Here is a 22594-nt window from a genome sequence, read left to right on the forward strand (position 1 = left end):
ACTGGAATTTACTATTAGAAACAAGTTGTTTTATGCTTCATATGCTGATATACCCTTGAATAATGTACTGTTTCACTTCAAATACGTGACCGCAGCAACAACACTTAAGCTTTCACGTAACAACAATTCCCGGCTCGCCCAGAAGTAACTCCAAGGATGATTTTCCCTCACTGGCTGCCACATACGCATCCATCTTCGCCTGTTCCTCATCCGTCAGCTGAATATGCCACCAATTATGTTCCTCATGGCACTTGGGACACGGCTGGTTGATTTTGTAAAGTCTTCCCATAGTCTGATCTCCTTTCGATTTTTTCTGCCCAACTATATCATCATCGAATTCGAATTTCCAATTAGCGGTTTCTGCGGATAACGTTTTGAGTCAAATTTTCGCTCAGACGTTCCTGCCTGAAATCATAAAGCGCTTTATCATAATTCCGGTTTTGGAATTCTTGTGACCCAATCCATTCCGTGTTTGTAACCCACTTCAGTACACTATTTTTGAAATTTCCAAAATGGAGCGATTTTAAAAAGTAAGTTTTGAGTTAGGTTTTGAACTCTTTCAGACCGAAATCCTTCTTACCATGAAAAATGGCTACGGAATTGCTTCCGCAGCCGTTGTGCCTGAAAACCGTACCTTGGCACCGTGATCCCTCACAGGTTTTTTACAGGGTGATTTGAAAATCTGCATGATATGCTTTTCCAAAGCCGTCTCCATGAACCGGAACACATAACCCGATAACAAATAACCGATAAGCGATGACAATGAACCGTAACCACTCGTAATTTTTTGTTAGAAGTATGCCCTGTACGGAAATTCTACTTAGATATCCACCTCAAACAGCACCGTCTGATTATAACGATCCAGTGCAATCTGCATTTCCATGATCGTATTGGAGATGCGGTCATATTCCTGCCGGATCAGTTCCGGATCGTAGTTGACATACTTATACTCCGGTGCCGAACCAGAAGAACCGAAGGAGTTGCCATAGACTCGCGTTTTTGGAAGTCTCTTGCGCATATCGTCAAGCACCGTCTTTCTCTTGTTGAGCTGCGCCATCCGGATTAGGATGCCGTCAATGCTCATTTCCTGAGCGCCGACCTGCACTTTTGCGGTGGCATTGGTCAGATTCAATGTGTGCTTGATAGTAAGGATCTTCCTGTCAATCTCATCAATCGTATTCGCAACAGTCATGTAATCATATTCCGGAACGACTGGTTCCTCGTTGACCGCAGCCACGTAAGTACTGGATGTCGATTCCTTGTTTACCCAGAATGCCTTGTCTTCTTCTAGGCTTCTCAGCATCTTATTTGCATAAGCCGATGTAATTTTCTGCATGATTTTCGCCTCCCACAATGTTCTTATCAATATAAATAAAAATGATCTCAGTCCCACAGCTCCCAGAGATATCTGGTAAAAAGCTTCATTCCTTCTTTCATACACCGATCTCGGTATGCTGCCAGTTCCTTCTCCGCTGCAAACCATTGGTCCAATATTTCCTTGTATTCCGGCACATCGGACATGGTATGCACACAGTAATAACCTTTATCTTTTTCCTGCTCTTTTTCTTCTTCGGTTTTCAGCTTTTCACCAAACATCCCGTATTTCCGGGTGAAAGCCTCTCTTGCCTGATCATATGCTTCTTCATATGGATTTTTCCGGTGACAGGTTTCCTCGTTTGCCTCCCGAAATAGAAATTCCATATGTTCTAGGATCCGGTTCCATTTCCGCACATTCTCTTCTTCGGTTCCTGTGAAAGATCCCGGATATCCATGACCGTTGATACGTAGATCGTTGAGCATATTGGGGATGATAACAAGAAACCACTGGTCAATCGCCCAGGCATCACGGTAGCAGTATCCGTAACGCAATCTCTGACAGATGCAGATGATATCTTCTTTCCAACGTTTTATCCATCCCAAGGGGGAAACGTGAATCGGTCCGTAAGTAAGAAAAACAGGATATTCCGGTTTGCGCATCTTACTTTTCCGTTTCTTTCGCAGAATATCATTTAACATAAATTTATGTTCCGATTCCATGTTTCACCGTCCTCTCCTCTATCATTTGTTTCTGATCCGATTGTAAATCATACGGCAACGGATGTCATTCAACCATCGGTTTAAAATTCCCCATAAACGAGGAATATCCCCGTCAATGACGAGGATATCTTCAATCGTAGTATGCAATAATCTACTTAAAATAATGAAGTTGTCGATGCTGGGTAACGATTTACCGGACAGCCATTTGTAAATGGCCTGCGGATTTTCAAACCCGAAAGCTCCCTGGATTTCCCGAATCGTATACCCTTGTTCCAAAAGCAGTCTTCTTATGCGTTCCCCTGTCTCTTCCGGCTGGATTGACAAATACATTGGTTCCATACTTTGCACCTCCATGATTCAGGACCGTGTTTCTTGATAACGTAAATATTCTACCACGGAAAGGACAGACCCACCAGTATCAATCATACTATAGCAGTAGGAAATGTAGGGTTTTTCCTACCACTATTATATGATCTTTTAAAAAATATCAATATATATACTTATTGCTTTGATACAACACTTCTCAATAAACAAATTGCGTTCGTTGCAATTAGCGTATTCCAACCTTGTAACTCGTTTTATTTCACTATTTTTGAAATTTACAAAATGGAGCGCTTTTAAAAAGTAAGTTTTGAGTTGAAAGGAAAACACTTTATCAGCCTTGTTCGCGATAGATGGGAAAATACAGATTTCAAGTTTTTCTCTCTTATTCGCGATAAAAGGGAAAAACCATTTGCAGGTTTTTCCCTTTCTGTTCGTGATATAAAAGGAATGAAACAAAAATCTATTACAATTCCTCCACATTCTCAACTACTTTTCCGTCTCTCCAGATGCGCTCCAGATCATAAAACAGTCTGTCATCGCGGGAGAAAATGTGTACGATCAGATCGCCGTAATCCATCAGGATCCATCCGGCAGTCTGATAGCCCTCGATCTGACGGCACTCATGACCGGCTTTGCCGAGTTCTTCCTCTACATTATCTGCCATTGCCTTTACCTGGCTGGCGTTGCTTCCGTCTGCGATGACAAAGTAATCAGCCAGTACAGATACTCCATGAATATCAATGACGCGAATATCTTCGCCTTTTTTATCTTCCAGCGCCTTTACGGCAAGTTTGGTCAGCTCTTTTGCTTCCACGGGGATTATCCTCCTCATTATTTTATTTAAATCCTGTTAATGTGTCTATTGATGAACATGACGTTCATGATAGTATTCCCAGGTCTGTTCGGTTGTATCATCCTCTGCCGTGCCCGTTTCCTTTAAATAATTGCGGGTGCTGTCCAGAATCTGATACAGCGCTTCGTCCAGATCTTCAAATGCAAGACGGCGGAGCTTCGGCAGATTTGGCGCCTTATCACGGCGCGGTTCGATGTAATCGGCTACGTACAGGATCTTGTCTAACAGGGACATCGCCGGTTTTCCGGTCGTATGGCAGGCGATTGCAGATAAGACCTCTGGATCGGTAATACCATACTTGTGTTCTGCCATCCATGCGCCTAATTTTGCATGAATCACAGCCGGAGCCCGCAGTTCACCTTCAGTCAGTTCAATGCCATGCTCCTGGCATTTGCAGATGATAGTCGCATCATCATAGCGCTTTGCACAGTCGTGGAGAAGTCCAGCCATCTCCGCCTGATCCAGATTGGCACTGTAACGCATTGCCAGAGCCATACATGTGTATGAAACACCCAGCGTATGTTCATAGCGCATCGGGTTCAATTTCTTTTTCAAATGCTTCCGTATCTCTGTAATTCTTTCGTCCATTACACATTTACCTCCTGATACAAGCCGTGCTGTTCGATATATTGACAGACTTCCTTCGGCACCAGGGAACGAACGTCTGCTGCGTGTCCTGCCCGGAAAGCCGCGCGGATCTCCGCCGAAGCGACATCCATTTCACGGCAGTGAAGACGCAGAATATGCGCCTGATATTTCTGGTTTAAATAGGAAATCTGCTCATCCAGCGAACGATCCGCCTCCTCATGCTCTCTTGCTGCCGCCAAAAATGTGACGGCTGGAAGAACATATTCGGGATGATACCATTTTTCAATGTCCATAATTGAGTCTGCGCCTGCGATAAAGAAAAATTCCACATCCGAATATTCTTCTTTCAATAAGCGAAGCGTGTCTGCTGTGTAGGTATTTCCGCCGATTCTGCGAAGTTCAAAATCAGACAGCTTAAAATAAGGATACGGCGCGATCGCAGCTGCAGTCATTGCCAAACGGTCCTTTGCCGCTGTGATCGTATGATCCTTTTTATGCGGCGGGATCCTGGAGGGCATATACCAGATGCAGTCAAGATCATATTCTTCATACGCCTGTCTTCCCAACATGATATGTCCATTATGGATCGGGTCAAATGTTCCCCCCATAATACCGATCTTTTTCATCGTCATCCGTATCCTTTCTGTCAGAGATTCATTCGCAGAATGCAGCCCCTTTATTTTGGCAGAACGATCTTACGTTTCTTCTCGTCCTTTGCCTCTTTATAAAGAACAATTTTCTTGCCGATTACCTGTACTACCTGTGCGTGGGTACGCTCAGCCAGAACGGCTGCCAGCTCATTGCCGTCATCGACGCAGTTCTTCAGAATATTCAGTTTAATTAACTCGCGGGCCTCCAGCGCCTCTGCCACAGCAGCGGTCAGTTCTGGCGTCAGGCTGGATTTGCCGATCTGGAAGATCGGATCCATGGTCATCGCGAGACCTTTTAAATAAGCTCTCTGTTTGCTTGTCATAAAATCTATCTCCTGTTAAAATTCAAACTCAGATCCAGTGTGGATTTCTGAGTTTGAAATATTGTAAATGTGTAACTATTCAGTAGGTCTGCGCATTTACTGCGCTGACCGTACGAAAACATGGACCAGCAGGCAAAAATCCCATTGCCGTAGGCAATTTTTAATGGATTTTTGCGCGTGACTGTGAAGGTACTGAACAGTTACGTAAATGTCAATTATTTATAGTAATCAAATTCAAGACCATACATACGAACTGTATCGCCCTCTTCGATGCCAGCTTCTTCCAGCTCAGCCAGAATACCGCTGTCCTTTAAGAATTTCTGGAAGAACTGGAAGCCCTTCTCAGAATCAAGGTTTGTGTAACCGAGCATCTTCTCGATCTTCGGTCCTTCTACCACATAAATACCATCTTCATTGCGTTCCACGGTATACGGAAGATTCTCGCCCTGATACTGGTATTCAAATTCTTTTTCGAAAATAACTGGCTTGCGGTCAACCGTTTTCAGCAGATCATTTACATGGTAAAGGAGCTCTTTTACACCCTGCCCGGTAACTGCAGAAATGGCAAATACCTGGATGCCTTCCGGCTCAAATTCGCGTTTTAAGCGCTCTACCGGGTCTTCCCAGTCCTCTTCGCCAGTATTGTAAATCGAATCTACCTTGTTGGCAGCAATCACCTGCGGACGCTCTAAAAGCGACGGATTATATGCTTTTAACTCCGCATTGATGGTACGGATATCTTCAACCGGATCACGTCCCTCGACGGATGCCGCATCCACAACATGAACGAGAACCTTGGTTCTCTCGATATGGCGCAGGAAATCATGTCCCAGACCGATTCCCTGGGAAGCACCCTCGATGAGCCCCGGAATATCTGCCATGACAAAGCCTTGTCCATCCTGCAGATCAACCACGCCAAGATGCGGGTTCAGCGTCGTGAAATGGTAATTGGCAATCTTCGGACGTGCATTAGAAACGCGTGAAAGCAAGGTCGATTTACCGACGTTCGGGAAACCAACCAGACCAACATCTGCGATTACCTTTAATTCCAGCTGTACCCAGAGTTCCTGTGCCGGCTGTCCCGGCTGTGCATACTTCGGAACCTGCATCGTCGAGGTCGCAAAGTGCATATTTCCAAGACCGCCCTTGCCACCTTTTAAAATCACTTCTCGGCGGTTCTCGCCGGACATATCCGCGATTACCTTACCGGATTCAAAATCCTTGATAACGGTTCCTTCCGGAACCTTGACAATCAGATCCTCGCCGTCTGCTCCGTGACAGCGGCGCTTTCCGCCCTGCTCTCCGTCGCCAGCCACATATTTGCGGACATGACGGAAATCGGTCAGGGTATTCAGTCCGTCGTCCACTTCAAAAATGACATCGCCGCCGCGACCGCCATCGCCGCCGTCCGGACCGCCAGCAGCTACGAAAAGTTCCCGGCGGAAGCTGACATGACCGTCGCCGCCTTTTCCGGATCTGATATAAATTTTTGCACTGTCGGCAAACATAAATACCTCCTTCTGATCTGAAAAAAGCTCCATACAATCCGTATGGAGCTTCTTTATAATTATTCGTTAATTGTTCTCGGGTAAACAGAAACCTGCTTTTTGTCTCTGCCCTTTCTTTCAAACTTTACGACGCCGTCAACCATAGCGAATAATGTATCATCTCCACCGCGTCCTACGTTCACACCTGGATGAATCTTGGTTCCGCGCTGTCTGTAAAGAATGTTGCCAGCTAATACGAACTGTCCGTCTGCTCTCTTCGCACCAAGTCTCTTAGACTCAGAATCACGACCGTTCTTTGTGGAACCAACACCTTTTTTATGAGCGAATAACTGAAGGTTCATTTTAAACATGCGTTACACCTCCCTGAATCGAATTTTAATGTATTTATCTCCATAACTCTCCGCGATATCGGTAAGTCCAAGTATCAGCGAATCCATCAGGAGTTTTGATTCCGCACTTACAGTACCGGTAAAATGAAAAATAAACTGACCTGTCTTTTCATCCACACTGCCCTTAAAACCGTCATCGGTAAATTTTTCCACCGAATTAGCCATATTGACAGTCAGAACGGATACAGCCGCACAGACAATATCTTTGCCGTACTCATCATATCCAGCATGTCCCTTTACTTCCACTCCCGTGGTACATCCTTTGGAATCGGAGTATACGTCTACTTGAATCATTTCAATTAAGCGTTGATCTTTTCGATCTTAACTTCTGTAAAGAGCTGTCTGTGACCATTTTTCTTATGGTAGCCAGTTTTTCTCTTATACTTGTAAACGATAACTTTTTTGCCTTTGCCTTCTTTAACAACTGTTGCGGATACAGTAGCACCCTCTACAGTCGGGCATCCGATCTTCATCTCACCGTTGTTAACAGCCAGAACCTGATCGAAAGTAACAGCTTCACCTGCAGCAGCACCGAGTCTCTCAACTTTGATTACATCGCCCTCGGCAACCTTATACTGCTTACCACCTGTTGCAATAATCGCGTACATCTGATGGCACCTCCTATTATCATTACTCGCCAGCTATGGCGGCTTGCGCACTTTTAGCCTCGCTGTGCGGCACACTTAGATATTCTAGCATCGGAATATGGATCTGTCAATGGTTTTTTCTTGAATTTGGGAGAAAATTTCAAACCAGTGTTACGGATAAAGCTGCTTTTTCCAAGTCCTCATAAGTACCACCAAACTGTTCAACCCTTTTGCCTCTGTAAAATAAGCAGAAAAAAAGCTGGAAGTCCTGATCAACTTCATTTTTCAGTATTTACCAGAAAGAATGGTGAGGATCTCCTTTTACTATTTATTTCACTCAGCCAGAGCTGCAAACTGCTTTCCAATCTCCACCAGTATCTCCGCCGTCTTCTGAAGCGAATCCACCGGAATAAATTCATATTTTCCATGATAGTTATACCCGCCGGTGCAGAGGTTCGGGCACGGGAGCCCCATGTAGGAGAGGCGGGCGCCGTCGGTGCCGCCGCGGATCGGAACGACCTCCGGCTCGATGCCGCAGGCTGTCATCGCCTCTTTGGCGGTATCGATCAGGTACATGCACGGCTCAATTTTTTCTTTCATGTTGTAGTAGCTGTCCGTTACTTCGGCGATCACGGTGCCCTTACCGTATTTGCGGTTCAGGAAATCGGCGGCTTCGGCGAAAAATTTCTTTTTCTGTTCAAATTTTTCATGGTCGTGATCGCGGATGATATAATTTAACTGCGCCTCTTCTACATTTCCGCTCATTTCATCCAGGTGATAGAATCCCTCATAATCTTCTGTGTACATCGGATTTTCAAAGACCGGCAGCAGGCTCTGAAATTCCATGCCGATGAGAATGGCATTTTTCATCTTGAGCTTCGCATCTCCCGGATGGATGCTGGCTCCCTGAATCCGGACTTTGCCGGAAGCGGCATTGAAATTTTCATATTCGATCTCGCCGATCGGACCGCCGTCTACCGTATAAGCAACCGCTGCACCGAAGTCTTTCACATCGAAACGATCCGCGCCGCGTCCGATCTCCTCGTCCGGCGTAAATCCAATGCAGATCTCGCCGTGCGGGATCTCCGGGTGGCTCAGGAAATATTCTGCCATCGTCATGATCTCCGCCACGCCTGCCTTGTCGTCGGCGCCCAGAAGCGTGGTTCCGTCAGTTACGATCAGATCCTGACCTTTTAAGTCGGCTAAAAACGGAAATTCTGAAACTTTCATGACAATTTGTTTTTCTGCATTTAATACGATATCTTTGCCGTCATATGCCTGGACGATGCGCGGCTTTACGTTTGTTCCGGTTAAGGACGGCGCGGTGTCTATGTGGGAAATGAAGCCAAGTGCCGGGATGGTAGCTTTCTGCCCAACGTCGGATGCACCGTGAGCAGACGCAGTGCTAAAAGAAGCTTCCGCTTCTTGCGGTGCAGAGGTACTGTCAGTATTATCCGGAATGCATGCAAACAAGTATCCGTACTCGCTCATCCGCACATCGGATGCACCCATTTCTTCCAGCTCGCGTTTCAGCTCATTGGCTAACAGAAGCTGTTTTTCCGTGCTCGGGCAGGTGTCATATGCCTCGTCTGACTGCGTATCATATGATACATATTTCAAAAAACGTTCTACGGCTGTTGTCATGAAAAATCATCCTCTCTTTCTCCTAAATCCCGGCTCAGCGGTTCCAGATAATGGACTAATATATCCCGGTGGCTTTTGATGCGCCACGTTTTATCCATTTCCTCATATGTAAAACTCTTCCGTCCGCCCTGCTGCATCCGCTCCCAGTATGCGTCCAGATGGAAAAATGGCAGGTAGTAAAGTTCATCCCTCTGTGAAAAATATATAATTAAGAAAGCAATCCCGCCCTGCTCTTCAAATTCCCGCATAAATGCGACCTGATGCGGATGGACGTTCTGCAGTGGAAATGTATCTGCCGCGCATTCTTTCGCATCAAAGCAGACCGGGACGCCCTGAATCGCGCCGATGTAATCGACGGTACTCTTCTGGTCGAAATACGCCAGCGTGATATGGCGGCTGGTTTTATCGATCGAGACGGGCGTGATCGGCGTCGGGATTTTCTGGATCAATGCCAGCTTTTTCTCACGGTAAAGATCGTTTGTGTGGTTTATCATATCCTCCAGGGTTGAACCACGAAGTCCCCGGCTGTTCCATGTCCCCATGTTGTTGCTCCTCCACTCATTTTTTAGTTTTTCCCACAATTTAAAATTTACGGGCGATGATTGGCTGGGCGTTTTGGAGCTGATTTCATCATCTCTTCCATCCGCTTCATCTCCGCTGGCATAGGCGCGGTAAATTCTTTGCCCGCCAGATATGAAAGCGGCTCGGAGATCGTTTCCGGCATTACCAGCCGCCACGCATGAAGCATCTGTGAACGGACGCCGAAGCGTTTCTTCACTTCCTCATTGACCCGGGGATCACCGTACTTCGGATCCCCGGCGATCGGGTGCCCGATGGAAGCCAGGTGGGCGCGGATCTGGTGGGATCGTCCGGTGATCAGATGAACCTCCAGAAGGGTATATCCATTTCCAGATACCAGCGGTCTGTATGCAGTCCGGATCGGCAGACTTCCAGGGGTCTCCTCTTTTCGGATCGACACCTGATTCGTCTTTTCATTTTTCGTCAGCCATCCCTCGATGCGGGCTTCGCCTTTTACGATTCCCCGCACGACGCAGACATAATATTTTCCCAGACTCCGGTCCTTGATGACCTCGGACATGATCTGCAGTCCCGGCAGGGAACGTCCAGCTGCCACGATGCCGCTTGTGTTGCGGTCGAGGCGGTTGCAGACGGACGGACGGAAGCACGCCAGGTCCTCTTTCTTTAATTTGCCGGAATCCAGCAGATAGTCAATCAGGTATTCAACCAACGATTCATCCGTCTCTTTCGCTTTCTGGGACAGCATTCCAGATGGCTTATTGATCAGTAAAATATGTTCGTCCTCGTAGACAATATCGAGTTTTTTCTTTTGTACTTTCTGAATCTTCACTTCCGAAAACTTCTCAATCGTCTCTTCTGCCAGAAACAGCTTGATCTCATCGCCCTCGGTCAGATGTTCGGAACCGTCGCATTTTTTTCCGTTCAGGGTAATATTTTTCTTCCGCATCATTTTATAAATGAAGCTTTTTCCCGCCAGATTCAGATATTTTGCCAGCAGCTTGTCCAGGCGCTGCCCCGCCTCATTTTTAGATACTGTCAGCATCCGCATGGCTGCCGCCTCCCTTTTTTACATCGATAATCCTTTTATTACGCGCACACCGTACTCTACAGTTCCATCGTCCTCATACTCTGACGCCGGTTTCAGGCTGTGAATCCGCTTGTCAAAGGTGCTGCGTGAGGTCACGATTTTCAGGTTCGGATCCAGTTTGTTAGCCTTTAACAGTTCATTTAAACCTGCCTCCGCGCGCTTTACATTCAGCTTTGGATTAATGCAGTACACATAGATGCCGGTCGGGTGAACGACGGTCACATCGGACGGAATCACATCTTCCGGTGTCGTCAGAACCAGATCATAGAGAACTTCAAATTTTTCCTCATACGGCATATATGCCTCATGAAACGCCTGCTCCGGTGTATGGTATTTGAAAATGGCAATCAACGGGGAAGCGAGATTCGCCGCCGGAAGTACCGTGACGATCGCCATGACCGTCAGAATTTTTTTGACGGAATCATTGTCTGTAAAAGACCGTCCAACCAGCTGTGCGATGATAAATAATGCCAGAAGTGCGATGATAAAAAGCTGTTTCCGCTTGAAATGATTGCGGTAGCCGTAATCGCCTTTTTTTATCTTTTTCACGGTGTAAAAATCCTTTCTATCATGTTTTTATTGAATGATACTAGCTTTTTGTCTGATTTAATGGTTTAACGCCTGCATCGCGCGCAGAATCCACTCATGCGGAACTATCTTGCAGAGCACAAAGAATGCCTTCATCCATACGCCGTAAATCGACACGCTTTTTCCCGCCATACAGTCGCGGATGGCAAGTTTTACAACTTTGTGCGGATCTGCCATCACCAGACGCTTATAAAGAGGAATCTCCCCGGTTGTCTCGGCAATGTCGAAAAACTCGGTTTTGACCGGTCCGGGGCAGACCGCCGTCACGCCGATTCTGCGCGGGCGGAGTTCTTCCCGCAGGGCGCGGCTGTAGCTTAAGACAAATGCCTTGGTTGCCGCATAGATGGCAAATCCCGGCTGCGGCAGAAAGGAGGCTGCTGACGCGAACTGGAGAATCCGGCTGTTTTCGCTCATATAGGGAAGCACCATATGCGTGACCGCGCACAGCGCCTCGCAGTTGAGCTCTACCATTCCCGTTTCATCGTCAAGCGGCAGGTTCCCGACCGTTCCGATTTTACCAAAGCCGGAAGCATTTACCAAAAGCTTTACGTTGGGCTTGCGTGCCGCCAGCTCGTTTTCCAGCGTCTCCCGCTGGGATGCATCCGTCAGATCGATGGCGAAACACCGCGCCGGGATCGGCAGCGTCCGTTCCAGCTCCTGCATCCGGTCCATCCGGCGGGCAATCAGCCAGACTTCCTGAAGTCCCGAAAAGCGATCCGCCAGCTGTCTGGCTGCCTCGCGCCCCATACCGGAAGAGGCACCTGTAATTATCGCAATTTTCATGAGAAATTCCTCCCGTCTCAAGCATGTACGCTCGGAGTCGTTCCTTCATTCCGAGCGTACATACGTTTTATTTCTTCTTGTGCACGTTCCGGATGGTTTTTTTCTTTCCGCTTCCGCTGCTCTTTCCACCTACAGCGCCGCCAAATCCCCCCGCATTTCGTCCATTTCCATTTATGCCGGTCTGTTTGTGCCCGGCCATACTGCCCACAGCCGGTCGTTTGGTGTCTTTTGCACGATTGGCAGCAGCCGGTTTTGCCGTCTGGGTGCCATGATGCGCCCCTTTATATCCGCCAGCCGCGAAATCGCGGCCTTTGATCTGCCGCGGACGGATCAGGCATTTCTTATCAAAACCGATCAGATCCGTTCTGCCTGCCAGACGGAGTGCTTCCAGCACCAGATCATAGTTTTTCGGGTTGCGGTACTGGATCAGCGCACGCTGCATCGCTTTCTCATGCGGGTTGGTCGGCACGTACACCTTTTCCATCGTGCGCGGATCATATCCCGTGTAATACATACACGTAGACAGTGTGGATGGTGTCGGATAGAAATCCTGCACCTGCTCCGGCATGTAGCCGAGGTCCCGCAGATATTCTGCCAGTTCGATCGCCTCCTTGAGCGTGGAACCCGGATGGGAGGACATCAGGTACGGAACAAGGTACTGCTTCATTCCCAGCGAGTCATTCATTGCAGCATATTCCTTCATGAACTGGCGGTAGACCTTATTCTCCGGTTTTCCCATCCGTTTTAATACATTATCCGATATATGTTCCGGCGCTACCTTGAGCTGTCCACTGACATGGTACTGACAAAGTTCCCGCAAAAATGCCCGGTTTTTCTCCGCCAGCAGATAATCGAAACGGATGCCCGAACGGATAAAAACTTTCTTCACCTTCGGAATCGCCCGCAGTTTCTTTAACAGGGAAATATAGTCGCTGTGATCGGCATTCATGTTTTTGCACGGCTGCGGGAACAGGCACTGTTTGTGCGGACAGGCACCATAGGTCATCTGTTTTTCGCATGCCGGGTGACGGAAGTTTGCGGTCGGACCGCCGACATCGTGGATGTAGCCCTTGAAATCCGGTTCCTGGGTCAAAAGTTCTGCTTCCTGAATAATTGATTCATGGCTGCGGGTCTGCACGATGCGTCCCTGATGGAAGGTCAGCGCACAGAAGCTGCATCCGCCGAAGCATCCGCGGTTGCTGATCAGGCTGAATTTTACTTCCGTGATCGCTGGAATACCACCCGCTGCATCGTAACACGGATGCCAGGTTCTCATGTATGGAAGTGCGTAGACATCGTCCATCTCTTCCTGGGTCAGTGGTTTCGCCGCCGGATTCTGGACCACATAAAGGCGGTCGCTGTACGGCTCAACGAGGCGTTTTCCCGAAAATGGATCGGTGTTGCTGTACTGGGTGTAAAAGCTCTCCGCATACGTCTTTTTATCGGAGGAAACCTCGCGGTAAGACGGCAGACGGATTTCGTCGTAAACGGAATCCAGGTTTTCCGCCTTATAAACAGTTCCCTCGATGAAGGTGATATCCTTTGCCTCGATGCCGCTCGCCAGTGCATCCGCGATCTCCACGATCGAGCGCTCGCCCATTCCGTAGGAAATCAGATCTGCCTGGGAATCCAGCAGAATGGAGCGTTTCATTTTTCCGGACCAGTAATCATAATGTGCCAGACGCCGCAGGCTGGCTTCGATACCGCCGAGAATGATTGGCTTTTTCGACCAGGTGCGGATCAGGTTGGAATAGACGATCGTCGCATAATCCGGACGTTTTCCCATCTCGCCGCCCGGTGTGTAGGAATCCTTTGCGCGGCGCTTTTTCGAAACCGAATAATGGTTTACCATAGAGTCCATATTTCCGGCGCTCACAAGCCATCCGAGACGCGGTTCGCCCAGAATCTGAATGGATTCCTGATTCTTCCAGTCCGGCTGGGCGATGATGCCTACTTTATAGCCGTGCGCTTCAAGCATACGGCTGATGATCGCGTGTCCGAACGACGGATGATCGACATACGCATCCCCGCACACGTAGACAAAATCGCAGCTCTCCCAGCCGCGCTTGTCCATATCCGCCCTGCAGATCGGTAAAAAATCATGTATCATTTTATCTTGCCCCCTGTATCAGTTCCCGGTAGTCCCGGATATAAAAATCAGCTAATTCTTTCTTTTCTTCGGTCATGGAAAGTGAAAATACGTCCTCGACCGCGCCAACGCGCATACCAGCCCGTTTTCCAGCCAGAATCCCCGCCGGGACGTCCTCAAATACCAGACATTTTTCCGGCTGTACGCCCAGATCCGCCGCTACTTTCAGATAGATATCCGGCGCCGGTTTTCCTGCTGCCACCTCACAGGCAGTTGCCACCACACCGAAATAGGAACGGATATCCAGAGAATCCAGCACGGCTGCTACCATATCCTGTGCGTTGCTCGTTGCAATTCCCATGCGGATTCCTTTTTTCTTTAAAAATGAAAGAAATTCCGCAACACCCGATTTCAGCGGTACCTCATGGCGGTATTTATCGATCGACATTTCAATCCAGATGGCCTTTATCTCATCCAGGGTCATCGGCAGCTGGAAGCGATCTTTAAAATAGATTGCTGTCTCGGAAAAGCTCATGCCCTCGATCACCTTCTCAAGATCTTCCGGACAGTCATAGCCGTAACGCTTTAAAAATTCCACATCGATCGCTTTCCACATCCACATGGAATCGACCAGGGTGCCGTCGAGATCGAAGAGGACGGCGTCTACTGTGTTCCAGTTGATTTCAGGAGGTGTGTTATTTGGGGTGTCTGACAAATTTTCGTCATTTGATACACAATTTTGTGAGGTTAGCGTTCTTTCTTTTAATGCTCTAATTTCATCTTCCCTCAGCGCCCGGTACTCTCCCGTCGCCAGTGCCTCATCCAGGGCAAGCGGTCCCATCGAAAGGCGTTTCAGGTAAATAACTTCGCCGCCCTCTGCCTCAAACATCCGCTTTACCTGATGAAATTTTCCTTCATGGATGGTCAGGCGCGCCTCGCAGAGGTCTTCTCCTGCGTCGTTCCATTTTTTCTCGATCACAAGCTCTGCCGGCCGTACCGGTGTGCCATCCGTCAGCGTCAGTCCCGCCTGAAAGCGCGCTTCGATTCCTTCTTTCAGTGTTCCCTTTACGCGTGCAAAATAGACCTTATCCACGTGTTTTTTCGGTGCCAGAAGCTCATGCGCCAGCGCACCGTCGTTCGTGATGAGAAGCAGTCCTTCCGTATCAATATCGAGGCGTCCGACCGGGAAGAGGTCTTTTCGCTTTGCTTCATCAATAAGGTCAATGACAGTCTGATAGCGCCCGTCTTCCGTTGCGGAAACGACGCCCTGCGGTTTATTTAACATATAATATTCCGTGTCTGCCCAGCCAACCGGCTGTCCATCCAGTGTAACCCGGGTTTCGTCCGGGAATATTTTCCGGTCAGACTCGCGGCAGACGGTTCCATCGACCAGAACCCGCCCTTTGCGGATCATCTCTTTTACCTGACTGCGCGTTCCCTGCTTCATCTCTGCCAGGAAACGGTCTAAACGTATACTTTTACCTTGTCCCATCACTGCCACCTCCATCCGGGATTGTATTTATTTTTAAGCTGACCGCCCCGTTTCTGCGCCCAGCCAAGCGGAAATCCATCCACACAGATTAGTACAAGACCATCTGCCGCCTCTTCCTCTGCAGCTGTCAATGTCTCGCCCTTTAAATAGCGGATCGTGCGCTCATCCGAGGCTTTGAAGTTTAAATAATTTGCAAATTCCTGCATCCGCAGGTTCATCGCTAACGCCTGAGATGGTTCAAACCGCCCTTTTTTCAGTTCTCCGAGCAGAAGCCCGGTACGCAGACAGCGGAGCGGCTTAAAATAGCGCGTATTTTCGCCTGCCAGCGCTGCCGGGAGATAATAGATGCGCTCGCTGTCACGGTAGAATTGATCGGGATTCCAGGTTCTTACCGGAAGCTGGCGCAGAAGATCGAACAGGGGGGAAAAGTCCTCGTCTGTCTGGTTTTGCATCCCGTTTTTTCCTTTTCTAAATGTTTTCCCTTCCGTTTTTCCAGAAGCCATCTGTCTGGACTTACCATCTTGCGCCACACGGCACAACCGCGCTTCTATTTTCTCTACCGAAAGTGGAGCGCTCAATGCTTTCTCACCAGCATTTTCCAAATCCCTGACATTTGCGTCCGGTTTCTCCGTCCGCTTCTCCAACAGCGCAACAAAATGTCCTTCGCCCTCCAGACGGTGCGGAAACAATCTCAGACAGCCCTCAATGCCACGGCTTCCCTCAAAGCCATATTCCGGTTTCTGCGGCACGACCGCCATCTGCGGATATTTCTCCAGAATATACTCGATCGTTCCCTCGTCCTCGTCCCTGTCAAAGGTACAGGTCGAATAAACCAGTTTCCCGCCCGGCGCAAGCATCTGCACGGCACAGTCGAGAATCTGGCGCTGTAGCGGCGCATAATAATCGGGACCTTTTTCGTTCCAGCTCTTTACCATCGACGGATCGCGGCGGAACATACCTTCGCCGGAGCACGGCGCATCGACCAGAATCTTATCAAAAAACTCCGGCAGGATGCCAGCCATTTTTTCCGGTGCCTCGCTCGTTACACAGATATTTCCCGCTCCGAACATTTCCAGATTTTTAAGAAGCGCTTTTGCGCGCGAATTGCTGATATCATTGGAAAACAGGACACCTGTACCGGCTAATTTCGCCGCCAGTTCCGTACTTTTACCGCCCGGTGCCGCGCACAAATCCAGAACCCGGTCGCCCGGCTTGATCGGCAGCCATGCCGCCGGTGACATCGCACTCGGTTCCTGCAAATAGTAGAGTCCCGCGTAGTACCACGGATGCCTGGATGGGCGTTCGCCCTGATAATAAAAACCGTTCTTCGTCCACGGCACTGGTTTCAAATTCCAGTCCGCCGTCTGTGCCATCTCTAAAAACTGTTCCGGTGTCAGCCTGCCCGTGTTGACGCGCAGCCCTGAACGCGGCTCTTCCTCATACGAAGCCAGATACTCCGGGTATTCCTCCCCCAGAAATTGTTTCATTTTTTCAAGAAATTCTTCCGGCAGTTCTCGGTAATCCAATCGTTTTCCTCCTGTTTTTGTCTATTGCTCTGTATATCCATTTATAATCGTGATTCTAAAGACTTTTTCTTCGCGCTCATTCGTTCTTTCTTTGTTCGGTATGCCGGTTTTCAGGCTTCCAAAAGGAATGAGCCATTTTCTGTCTACATATATATAATCTATCTTTATATTACTTTTTAATGATAGAAAGGCGCTCCCATGCCATATATAAAAAAAATAGTATCCGCCCTGTTCCCAGCACTTATCCTGGCGCTTCTGCTCTCGCATCCGCGTCTCTCTGCGGATGGGGCACAGAAAGGACTTCTTTTATGGTTCAATACGGTCTTTCCGACGTTATTTCCCTTTATGCTCTTCTCAAAGCTTTTAGCTGAACACGGCGGCGTCCGGCTGCTTCTAGCGCCATTTCACCCAGTTTTGAAACATCTTGGTATGTCTGTCTACAGCGGCTATGCCCTGCTTGCCGGGATGCTCTGCGGTTACCCGATGGGAATGAAAACTGCCGCCGATTTTAACCGGAAATCGCTGCTTTCGGCACATGAAAAACGGCTTCTGACCGCCATCAGCGCTTCGCCAAGCCCCATGTTTATCGCCGGATATGCTGCACCTAGGCTGAACCCGGCAGTTCCGTCAAACTATCTGGTTCTGGCACTATATACGCCGCTTTTATTGGTTGGAAGTCTCCTATGCATTTATAATAAAGTAACTTCTTTTAGCCTTCAAAACCGATCTTTTTCGAAACAAACCGGCTCTGTCAAGCCCGCCCGCACAAAATCCACATCCGTCTCCGTTCCCGCTTCCTTCGACACCATCCTGATGGACTGCATCGAACTGCAGGTCCGCATCGGCGGTTTGATCATGCTGTATTCGATCCTCGCTGCCTTTGCCGACGCCTTCTGTTCCGGCACGCTGCGTCTGTTTCTGATCGGGACGGCTGAAATGACAACCGGCATCGATGCGATCGCCCGTTCTGGTGCTATATTCAGTATCCCGGTTCAATCCGGTGCGATAGCGGCGTGTGCCGCGTTTGGCGGGTTATCCGGGATCGCCCAGACAAATTCAGTCATACGGGACAGCCGAAAAGACAGAGAAAAAAATGCCGGACTTTCCATCCGGCATTATGTACTGTGGAAACTGGTTCACGCCAGTCTCTCGTTCGTTCTCTTTATTCTGCTGCTTCGCCGGATGCCGCCTGTGTAGCGGCCGCTGCTGCCTCGGCGCCTGTGTTCTCCTCCGGCTCGGTCACGACACTGCCAGCCAGCTCATTACGGTTGGAAGATACGACATCGTAGCTGGACTGCATCGAACTCATGTAAGACTCGAAACGGCTCTGCGCGCCCTCCATCGAATGCTTGATGATGGTCTGCAGGCTGCGGAGCATGTCGTCCGTGTACTGAACGGAACCCTGGCGGATATTGTTTGCCTCTGTGACAGCGTTGTCCACGATCTGCTGTGCCTGTGCATTTGCCTGCTCAATAATGCTGTTTGCTTCTGCATATGCACGCTGCATGATCTCATGCTCATTAACCAGCTCATTGGTCTGGGCGGTCGCCTCGGCTACCATCGCGTCTGCCTGGGAACGTGCCTCCTGCAGAATCGCATCCTGGTTGCTGATGATCTTCTGATATTTCTTGATCTCCTCCGGAATGCGAAGACGCAGTTCCACGAGCAGTTCTTCAATCTCTTCTTTATTTACTAAAATCTTCGTGTTGGACAGCGGCTGAAACTTGCAGCTGTCGATATAATCTTCAATTTCTGTGATGATCTGTTCAATTCTGCTCATAGCTTTTCTCCTTACTTACATTCCCTGTCTTCCTGAAGCGCCTGGTATTTCTCCTGTACTTGTTTTGCAATGACCGGATCGAGAAATTCGGAAATGTCTCCGCCGTACATCGCAACCTCTTTTGCCATACTGGAACTTAAATACGCGTATTTAAGGTTCGTTGTCAGAAACAGGGTATCTATTTCGGGTGCAATCACCCGGTTCATCTGCGCGAGCTGCAGCTCATATTCGAAATCCGTGATCGCACGCAGACCACGCACGATGACCTTTGCGTGATTCTGGCGCATGAAATCGACCAGAAGTCCGTCAAACGACTGCACCTCCACGTTAGGAATGTCTTTTGTCACTTCCTCTAACATCTTAACACGTTCTTCGACAGAAAACAACGGAGATTTTGCGTTATTACACAAAACTCCCACGATGACCTGATCAAAAATTTCGGAGGATCGCTTTATAATATCAAAATGTCCGAGCGTCACCGGATCAAAGCTGCCCGGATAAATGGCTGTTTTCATCTTTTTTTCTCCTTTGGTATTCAAGCTTTTCGGATAAACAGATGTTTATTCGTCTTATATATCTTCTCTTTTTCGAGATGGTATCCCAGTTCTGAAAGGTAGCTACACCCGGTCTCTTTCGATGCCTCTGTGATGATCATCGTATGTTCATCTGCCAGGGACGAATGCGCCAGATAAGTAAGCACTTCTTTCTCCCAGAGATGGTTGTACGGAGGATCCATAAAAATGAAATCAAACGCACTCTTCCGGTTTTCTATCCGTTTCAATGCATCCGAAATATCACAGTTTAACAGCGTCGCCTTATCAGCCAGGCGGGCCGCTTTCAGATTGTCACGGATGCAGTCCGCCGCTTTCGGATTCTTCTCCACAAAAACAGCTTCTTTTGCCCCGCGGCTTAAAGCTTCGATCCCGATCGCCCCGCTTCCGCTGAATAAATCGAGAAATGTGCATCCATAGATATCATTCTGAATCATATTAAAAAGAGTTTCTTTGATACGGTCCGTCGTCGGTCTCGTATCCATTCCCTCGATCGTCTTTAAAGTAAGCCTTCTGGCACTTCCTGCTATTACCCGCATGGATTTTTCTCCATCTTACTAGAAATATTAATGTATTTTGAACTGCAACCGTAAAATTCACCAAACAGTTTGCGTATTTTTTAACACTACATCTGTTCTATTATAGTATGAGTTTTACTGATATACAAGCATAAAATCGGATCAATACTAACTTTTTTCCCTACATTGTGGGTGTTTTGCCCCAAAATGTCAATTTGCACAAAACCTTCTAGTGTATTTCACTTTTAAGATCCGCATACTGAGAATGTAACAAAAAGAGACACCCGGACAAACGAAAGTTTGAAGGGGCACACGCAAAAAAAAGGAGGCGTCTGTTATGTCTAGTTCCAACAACACTAACAAAACCAATGTACCGGAAGCCAAGGAAGCGATGAACCGCTTTAAGATGGAGGTTGCCAATGAGATTGGCGTTCCGTTAAGCGAGGGCTACAATGGTAACCTGACCTCCGCACAGGCTGGTTCCGTCGGCGGCTATATGGTCAAAAAGATGATTGAGGAACAGGAAAAAAAGATGGCTGGTAAATAAGGCATCGTAGGGCTCTTCTGAATCTTCGCTGAAACGGCGAAAAAAACGGCAGCAGCATGATTGACAAAACCGGACTTGAACGACCGATTTTCAATCATGCTGCTGTTCTTTTCTGCAAAACATTCATTCACTTGTTTGACAGACAGATTGTATACTTACTTTAGCGATAAAAATGCCGCCAGATTCCCCCTCTTATCTCCCATCACGCGGTGTGAATATAAAAGATCCGGATTGCATTTCGTACATACATTCGTCACAGCCAGATGCTCCGGCAAAATTCCGGCATCCAGGAGCACCCGGCGGTTCGCGCCCCAGAGGTCAAGCTGGTACTTGCCATTCCCCTTATTCATGAGAATCGATTTCCCATTCCAGGAATAACAGGATGTTGAATCATCCTGACTGATTTCTGCTCCAAATTCTTCTTTAAATGCGTCTGCCACATCCTCACTGACCTCATAACAGTCCCGGCAGATGCTCGGTCCGATGCAGACGCACAGATCCTCCGGCTTCGTGCCGAACGCCTCTCCCATCGCCTCGATCGTTTTCTGTCCCATCCGGTGAACGGTTCCCTTCCAGCCGGAATGCGACAGTCCGATGGCACGATGCACCGGATCTACAAAATATAATGGTACACAGTCCGCAAAAAATGTAACCAGCGTCAGCCCCGGCACGTTTGTGATAAGTCCGTCGATGTTTTCATAATCGCGCTCCCGCCAGATTCCTTTTCCAGCGTCCGCTTCCGTAACAAGACGGATATTCGTCGTGTGCGTCTGATGGCTGAGCACCATCTTTGACACATCCGCTCCCAGAATCCGCGCCATTTTCCGGTAATTTTCAAGCACATCGTCCCGGTTGTCGCCGCGCGTCAGCGAAAAGTTCATCGTACTGAAATATCCCTTGCTCGCTCCGCCAAGCCGGGTAGAAAATGCGTGGCGCACCATCCTGGTCTGCTCTAAGAGCGGAAAGGTAAAATAAGCCACTCCGTTTGACTCACGAAGGGTAATTGGTGCCGGATGAACTGTTTTTTGTATATAGGTAAGCGCCATGATTGTCACATCCTTTTTCTGTCTCTTGCTCAAATCTGATTGTGCAGTTTTTGAATTCTCTCATTTGTAATTATCCGCACCAGAACGCGTCCCGAATTAATCTCACGTTACTGCCAAGCACCGCCACCACATCAAACCGGCATGGCGTGTCCTCGGAAATATGATAATGCGTCATATAATACCGGGCGGTACGAAGAATCCGCGCCTGCTTGCGGGCATCCACTGCCTCCGCCGGATCGCCTTCGTGTTCATCGCGGCGGTATTTGACCTCGATAAAAACCAGGTAGTCTCTATCTCTTGCGATAATATCAATTTCACCCTGGCGACAGCGGAAATTCCGGCAGAGAATCTGATAACCGTGCCGGATGAGATATTCACACGCCAGAGTTTCATATTCAGTTCCGATGGCACGGCGGTTGAATGAATTTCCATGAAGATGAAAGTTTCTTTCTCCCATTCAGCTCCCTTTCTGTTATTTCATTCCCTGCATCGCGGCTTCCTCGCCCAGCAGCTTCTTCAAAAAGGTTCTCCGATGGATCGGGCATGGACCATAGGTTAAAATTGCCTCGTTATGCATCTTAGTTCCGTATCCTTTATGCTTCGCAAACCCGTATTCCGGATAGATTTTATCGTACTCCATCATCATATGATCCCTCGTCACTTTTGCCAGGATACTGGCTGCCGCGATCGAGACACTTTTTGCATCGCCCTTGATAATCTTAATCTGCTTTTCCTCCGAAATCCCCGGAATGATGACCGCGTCATTTAAAAAGATATCCGGCTCCTGCGGAAGCTGTGCGACTGCCTGACGCATTGCTTCATAGGTCGCCTGCAAAATATTGATGGAATCGATCACCTCCGGGCTTACAATTCCAATTCCGTAGGCAGCTGCCTTTTCTTTGATTTCCAGAAATAATTCTTCCCGGCATTTTTCCGACAATTTTTTGGAATCGTTCAGCCGCAGAATCGTACAGTCTTTCGGAAGTACCGCGACCGCCGCCACCACCGGACCGGCTAATGGACCTCTGCCCGCCTCATCAATGCCGCAGACGATCCCTGCACTTTCGTACTGATGTTCATAGGCGCGCATTCCTTCGAGACGCGCCAGTTCTGCTTCCAGTTTTTCTCCTGTTAGTTTTCTCAT

The 22594-nt window shown here is 48.4% G+C and carries 28 protein-coding genes; 2 read left to right on the plus strand and 26 right to left on the minus strand.

Annotation, left to right across the window (positions count from 1 at the left end):
- Window positions 1–112 precede the first annotated feature (112 nt).
- The 20 genes from DW720_RS15695 to DW720_RS04730 form a co-directional block, all read right to left on the minus strand.
- Window positions 113–289 (minus strand): hypothetical protein, encoded by a 177-nt coding sequence (locus tag DW720_RS15695; RefSeq protein WP_181357143.1) that lies wholly within the window; start codon window positions 287–289, stop codon window positions 113–115.
- Window positions 290–820: 531 nt separating this feature from the next.
- Entirely contained in the window at window positions 821–1336 is a 516-nt protein-coding gene (locus tag DW720_RS04635) for a hypothetical protein (protein WP_118742548.1), read from the minus strand.
- Window positions 1337–1383: 47 nt separating this feature from the next.
- Window positions 1384–2037, minus strand: coding sequence for a hypothetical protein (locus tag DW720_RS04640; protein ID WP_118742549.1), 654 nt, complete (start codon window positions 2035–2037; stop codon window positions 1384–1386).
- Between the two features lie 21 nt (window positions 2038–2058).
- Window positions 2059–2376 (minus strand): helix-turn-helix transcriptional regulator, encoded by a 318-nt coding sequence (locus DW720_RS04645; RefSeq protein WP_106999901.1) that lies wholly within the window; start codon window positions 2374–2376, stop codon window positions 2059–2061.
- A gap of 448 nt (window positions 2377–2824) precedes the next feature.
- On the minus strand, window positions 2825–3193 hold the full coding sequence (rsfS, locus tag DW720_RS04655; RefSeq protein WP_106999903.1) for a ribosome silencing factor: 369 nt from the start codon (window positions 3191–3193) through the stop codon (window positions 2825–2827).
- 27 nt (window positions 3194–3220) lie between these two features.
- Window positions 3221–3802 carry a bis(5'-nucleosyl)-tetraphosphatase (symmetrical) YqeK gene (gene yqeK, locus DW720_RS04660; RefSeq protein ID WP_022359429.1) on the minus strand — a complete coding sequence of 194 codons (582 nt, stop codon included), beginning with the start codon at window positions 3800–3802 and terminating at the stop codon, window positions 3221–3223.
- Complete coding sequence (gene nadD, locus DW720_RS04665; protein ID WP_118749359.1) at window positions 3802–4428, minus strand: nicotinate-nucleotide adenylyltransferase; 627 nt, start codon at window positions 4426–4428, stop codon at window positions 3802–3804. The genes yqeK and nadD overlap by 1 nt, the downstream gene beginning before the upstream one ends.
- Before the next feature lie 50 nt (window positions 4429–4478).
- Window positions 4479–4775, minus strand: a complete 297-nt coding sequence (gene yhbY / locus DW720_RS04670) for a ribosome assembly RNA-binding protein YhbY (protein ID WP_022359431.1) — start codon at window positions 4773–4775, stop codon at window positions 4479–4481.
- Window positions 4776–4990: 215 nt separating this feature from the next.
- Window positions 4991–6283, minus strand: coding sequence for a GTPase ObgE (gene obgE, locus DW720_RS04675; protein ID WP_106999904.1), 1293 nt, complete (start codon window positions 6281–6283; stop codon window positions 4991–4993).
- Between the two features lie 59 nt (window positions 6284–6342).
- Window positions 6343–6633 carry a 50S ribosomal protein L27 gene (gene rpmA, locus DW720_RS04680; protein WP_022359433.1) on the minus strand — a complete coding sequence of 97 codons (291 nt, stop codon included), beginning with the start codon at window positions 6631–6633 and terminating at the stop codon, window positions 6343–6345.
- 3 nt (window positions 6634–6636) lie between these two features.
- Window positions 6637–6966 carry a ribosomal-processing cysteine protease Prp gene (locus tag DW720_RS04685; protein ID WP_022359434.1) on the minus strand — a complete coding sequence of 110 codons (330 nt, stop codon included), beginning with the start codon at window positions 6964–6966 and terminating at the stop codon, window positions 6637–6639.
- Window positions 6967–6971: 5 nt separating this feature from the next.
- Window positions 6972–7280 (minus strand): 50S ribosomal protein L21, encoded by a 309-nt coding sequence (rplU, locus tag DW720_RS04690; protein ID WP_106999905.1) that lies wholly within the window; start codon window positions 7278–7280, stop codon window positions 6972–6974.
- Between the two features lie 312 nt (window positions 7281–7592).
- Window positions 7593–8903 (minus strand): peptidase T, encoded by a 1311-nt coding sequence (gene pepT, locus DW720_RS04695; RefSeq protein WP_118742551.1) that lies wholly within the window; start codon window positions 8901–8903, stop codon window positions 7593–7595.
- Complete coding sequence (locus DW720_RS04700; protein WP_022358599.1) at window positions 8900–9445, minus strand: Holliday junction resolvase RecU; 546 nt, start codon at window positions 9443–9445, stop codon at window positions 8900–8902. Before DW720_RS04700 ends, pepT begins: the two co-directional genes overlap by 4 nt.
- Before the next feature lie 47 nt (window positions 9446–9492).
- Window positions 9493–10491: an RluA family pseudouridine synthase gene (locus DW720_RS04705; protein ID WP_118650813.1), complete on the minus strand. Its 999-nt coding sequence runs from the start codon at window positions 10489–10491 to the stop codon at window positions 9493–9495.
- A gap of 18 nt (window positions 10492–10509) precedes the next feature.
- Complete coding sequence (locus tag DW720_RS04710) at window positions 10510–11079, minus strand: hypothetical protein (protein ID WP_022358597.1); 570 nt, start codon at window positions 11077–11079, stop codon at window positions 10510–10512.
- A gap of 57 nt (window positions 11080–11136) precedes the next feature.
- Window positions 11137–11901: an SDR family NAD(P)-dependent oxidoreductase gene (locus tag DW720_RS04715; protein ID WP_118293503.1), complete on the minus strand. Its 765-nt coding sequence runs from the start codon at window positions 11899–11901 to the stop codon at window positions 11137–11139.
- Window positions 11902–11968: 67 nt separating this feature from the next.
- Window positions 11969–14011 (minus strand): YgiQ family radical SAM protein, encoded by a 2043-nt coding sequence (locus tag DW720_RS04720; protein WP_118742552.1) that lies wholly within the window; start codon window positions 14009–14011, stop codon window positions 11969–11971.
- A 1-nt stretch (window position 14012) separates the two neighbouring features.
- A complete protein-coding gene (locus tag DW720_RS16180) occupies window positions 14013–15482 on the minus strand; it encodes a pseudouridine synthase (protein WP_118482382.1) in 1470 nt (489 codons plus the stop codon).
- The gene (locus DW720_RS04730; protein WP_118742553.1) at window positions 15482–17008 is read right to left on the minus strand and encodes an RsmB/NOP family class I SAM-dependent RNA methyltransferase; all 1527 of its coding nucleotides are present in this window, start codon (window positions 17006–17008) and stop codon (window positions 15482–15484) included. Before DW720_RS04730 ends, DW720_RS16180 begins: the two co-directional genes overlap by 1 nt.
- Before the next feature lie 198 nt (window positions 17009–17206).
- On the opposite strand from DW720_RS04730, the gene DW720_RS04735 reads away from it, so the two are divergent.
- Window positions 17207–18205 carry a nucleoside recognition protein gene (locus DW720_RS04735; protein WP_243023712.1) on the plus strand — a complete coding sequence of 333 codons (999 nt, stop codon included), beginning with the start codon at window positions 17207–17209 and terminating at the stop codon, window positions 18203–18205.
- On the opposite strand, the gene DW720_RS04740 is transcribed toward DW720_RS04735, so the two are convergent.
- Genes DW720_RS04740 through rsmD form a run of 3 tightly spaced genes read right to left on the minus strand, consistent with a single transcriptional unit; the run spans window position 18171 to window position 19878 of the window.
- Window positions 18171–18788 (minus strand): hypothetical protein, encoded by a 618-nt coding sequence (locus DW720_RS04740; protein ID WP_022358776.1) that lies wholly within the window; start codon window positions 18786–18788, stop codon window positions 18171–18173. The genes DW720_RS04735 and DW720_RS04740 overlap by 35 nt on opposite strands.
- Window positions 18789–18799: 11 nt before the next feature.
- The gene (coaD, locus tag DW720_RS04745; RefSeq protein WP_022358775.1) at window positions 18800–19303 is read right to left on the minus strand and encodes a pantetheine-phosphate adenylyltransferase; all 504 of its coding nucleotides are present in this window, start codon (window positions 19301–19303) and stop codon (window positions 18800–18802) included.
- A gap of 20 nt (window positions 19304–19323) precedes the next feature.
- The gene (gene rsmD, locus DW720_RS04750; RefSeq protein WP_022358774.1) at window positions 19324–19878 is read right to left on the minus strand and encodes a 16S rRNA (guanine(966)-N(2))-methyltransferase RsmD; all 555 of its coding nucleotides are present in this window, start codon (window positions 19876–19878) and stop codon (window positions 19324–19326) included.
- 316 nt (window positions 19879–20194) lie between these two features.
- On the opposite strand from rsmD, the gene DW720_RS04755 reads away from it, so the two are divergent.
- Window positions 20195–20404 (plus strand): alpha/beta-type small acid-soluble spore protein, encoded by a 210-nt coding sequence (locus DW720_RS04755; RefSeq protein WP_022358773.1) that lies wholly within the window; start codon window positions 20195–20197, stop codon window positions 20402–20404.
- A 155-nt stretch (window positions 20405–20559) separates the two neighbouring features.
- Here the strand turns inward: DW720_RS04755 and pgeF are convergent, their stop codons facing one another.
- The 3 genes from pgeF to DW720_RS04770 form a co-directional block, all read right to left on the minus strand.
- Window positions 20560–21450, minus strand: coding sequence for a peptidoglycan editing factor PgeF (gene pgeF, locus DW720_RS04760; RefSeq protein WP_118742554.1), 891 nt, complete (start codon window positions 21448–21450; stop codon window positions 20560–20562).
- A gap of 70 nt (window positions 21451–21520) precedes the next feature.
- Window positions 21521–21907, minus strand: coding sequence for a YraN family protein (locus tag DW720_RS04765; RefSeq protein WP_118742555.1), 387 nt, complete (start codon window positions 21905–21907; stop codon window positions 21521–21523).
- 15 nt (window positions 21908–21922) lie between these two features.
- Window positions 21923–22594, minus strand: coding sequence for a ribonuclease HII (locus tag DW720_RS04770; protein ID WP_117795445.1), 672 nt, complete (start codon window positions 22592–22594; stop codon window positions 21923–21925).

It is taken from the genome of Clostridium sp. AM27-28, from assembly GCF_003480955.1.
Classification (GTDB): Bacteria; Bacillota; Clostridia; order Lachnospirales; family Lachnospiraceae; genus Otoolea; species Otoolea fessa.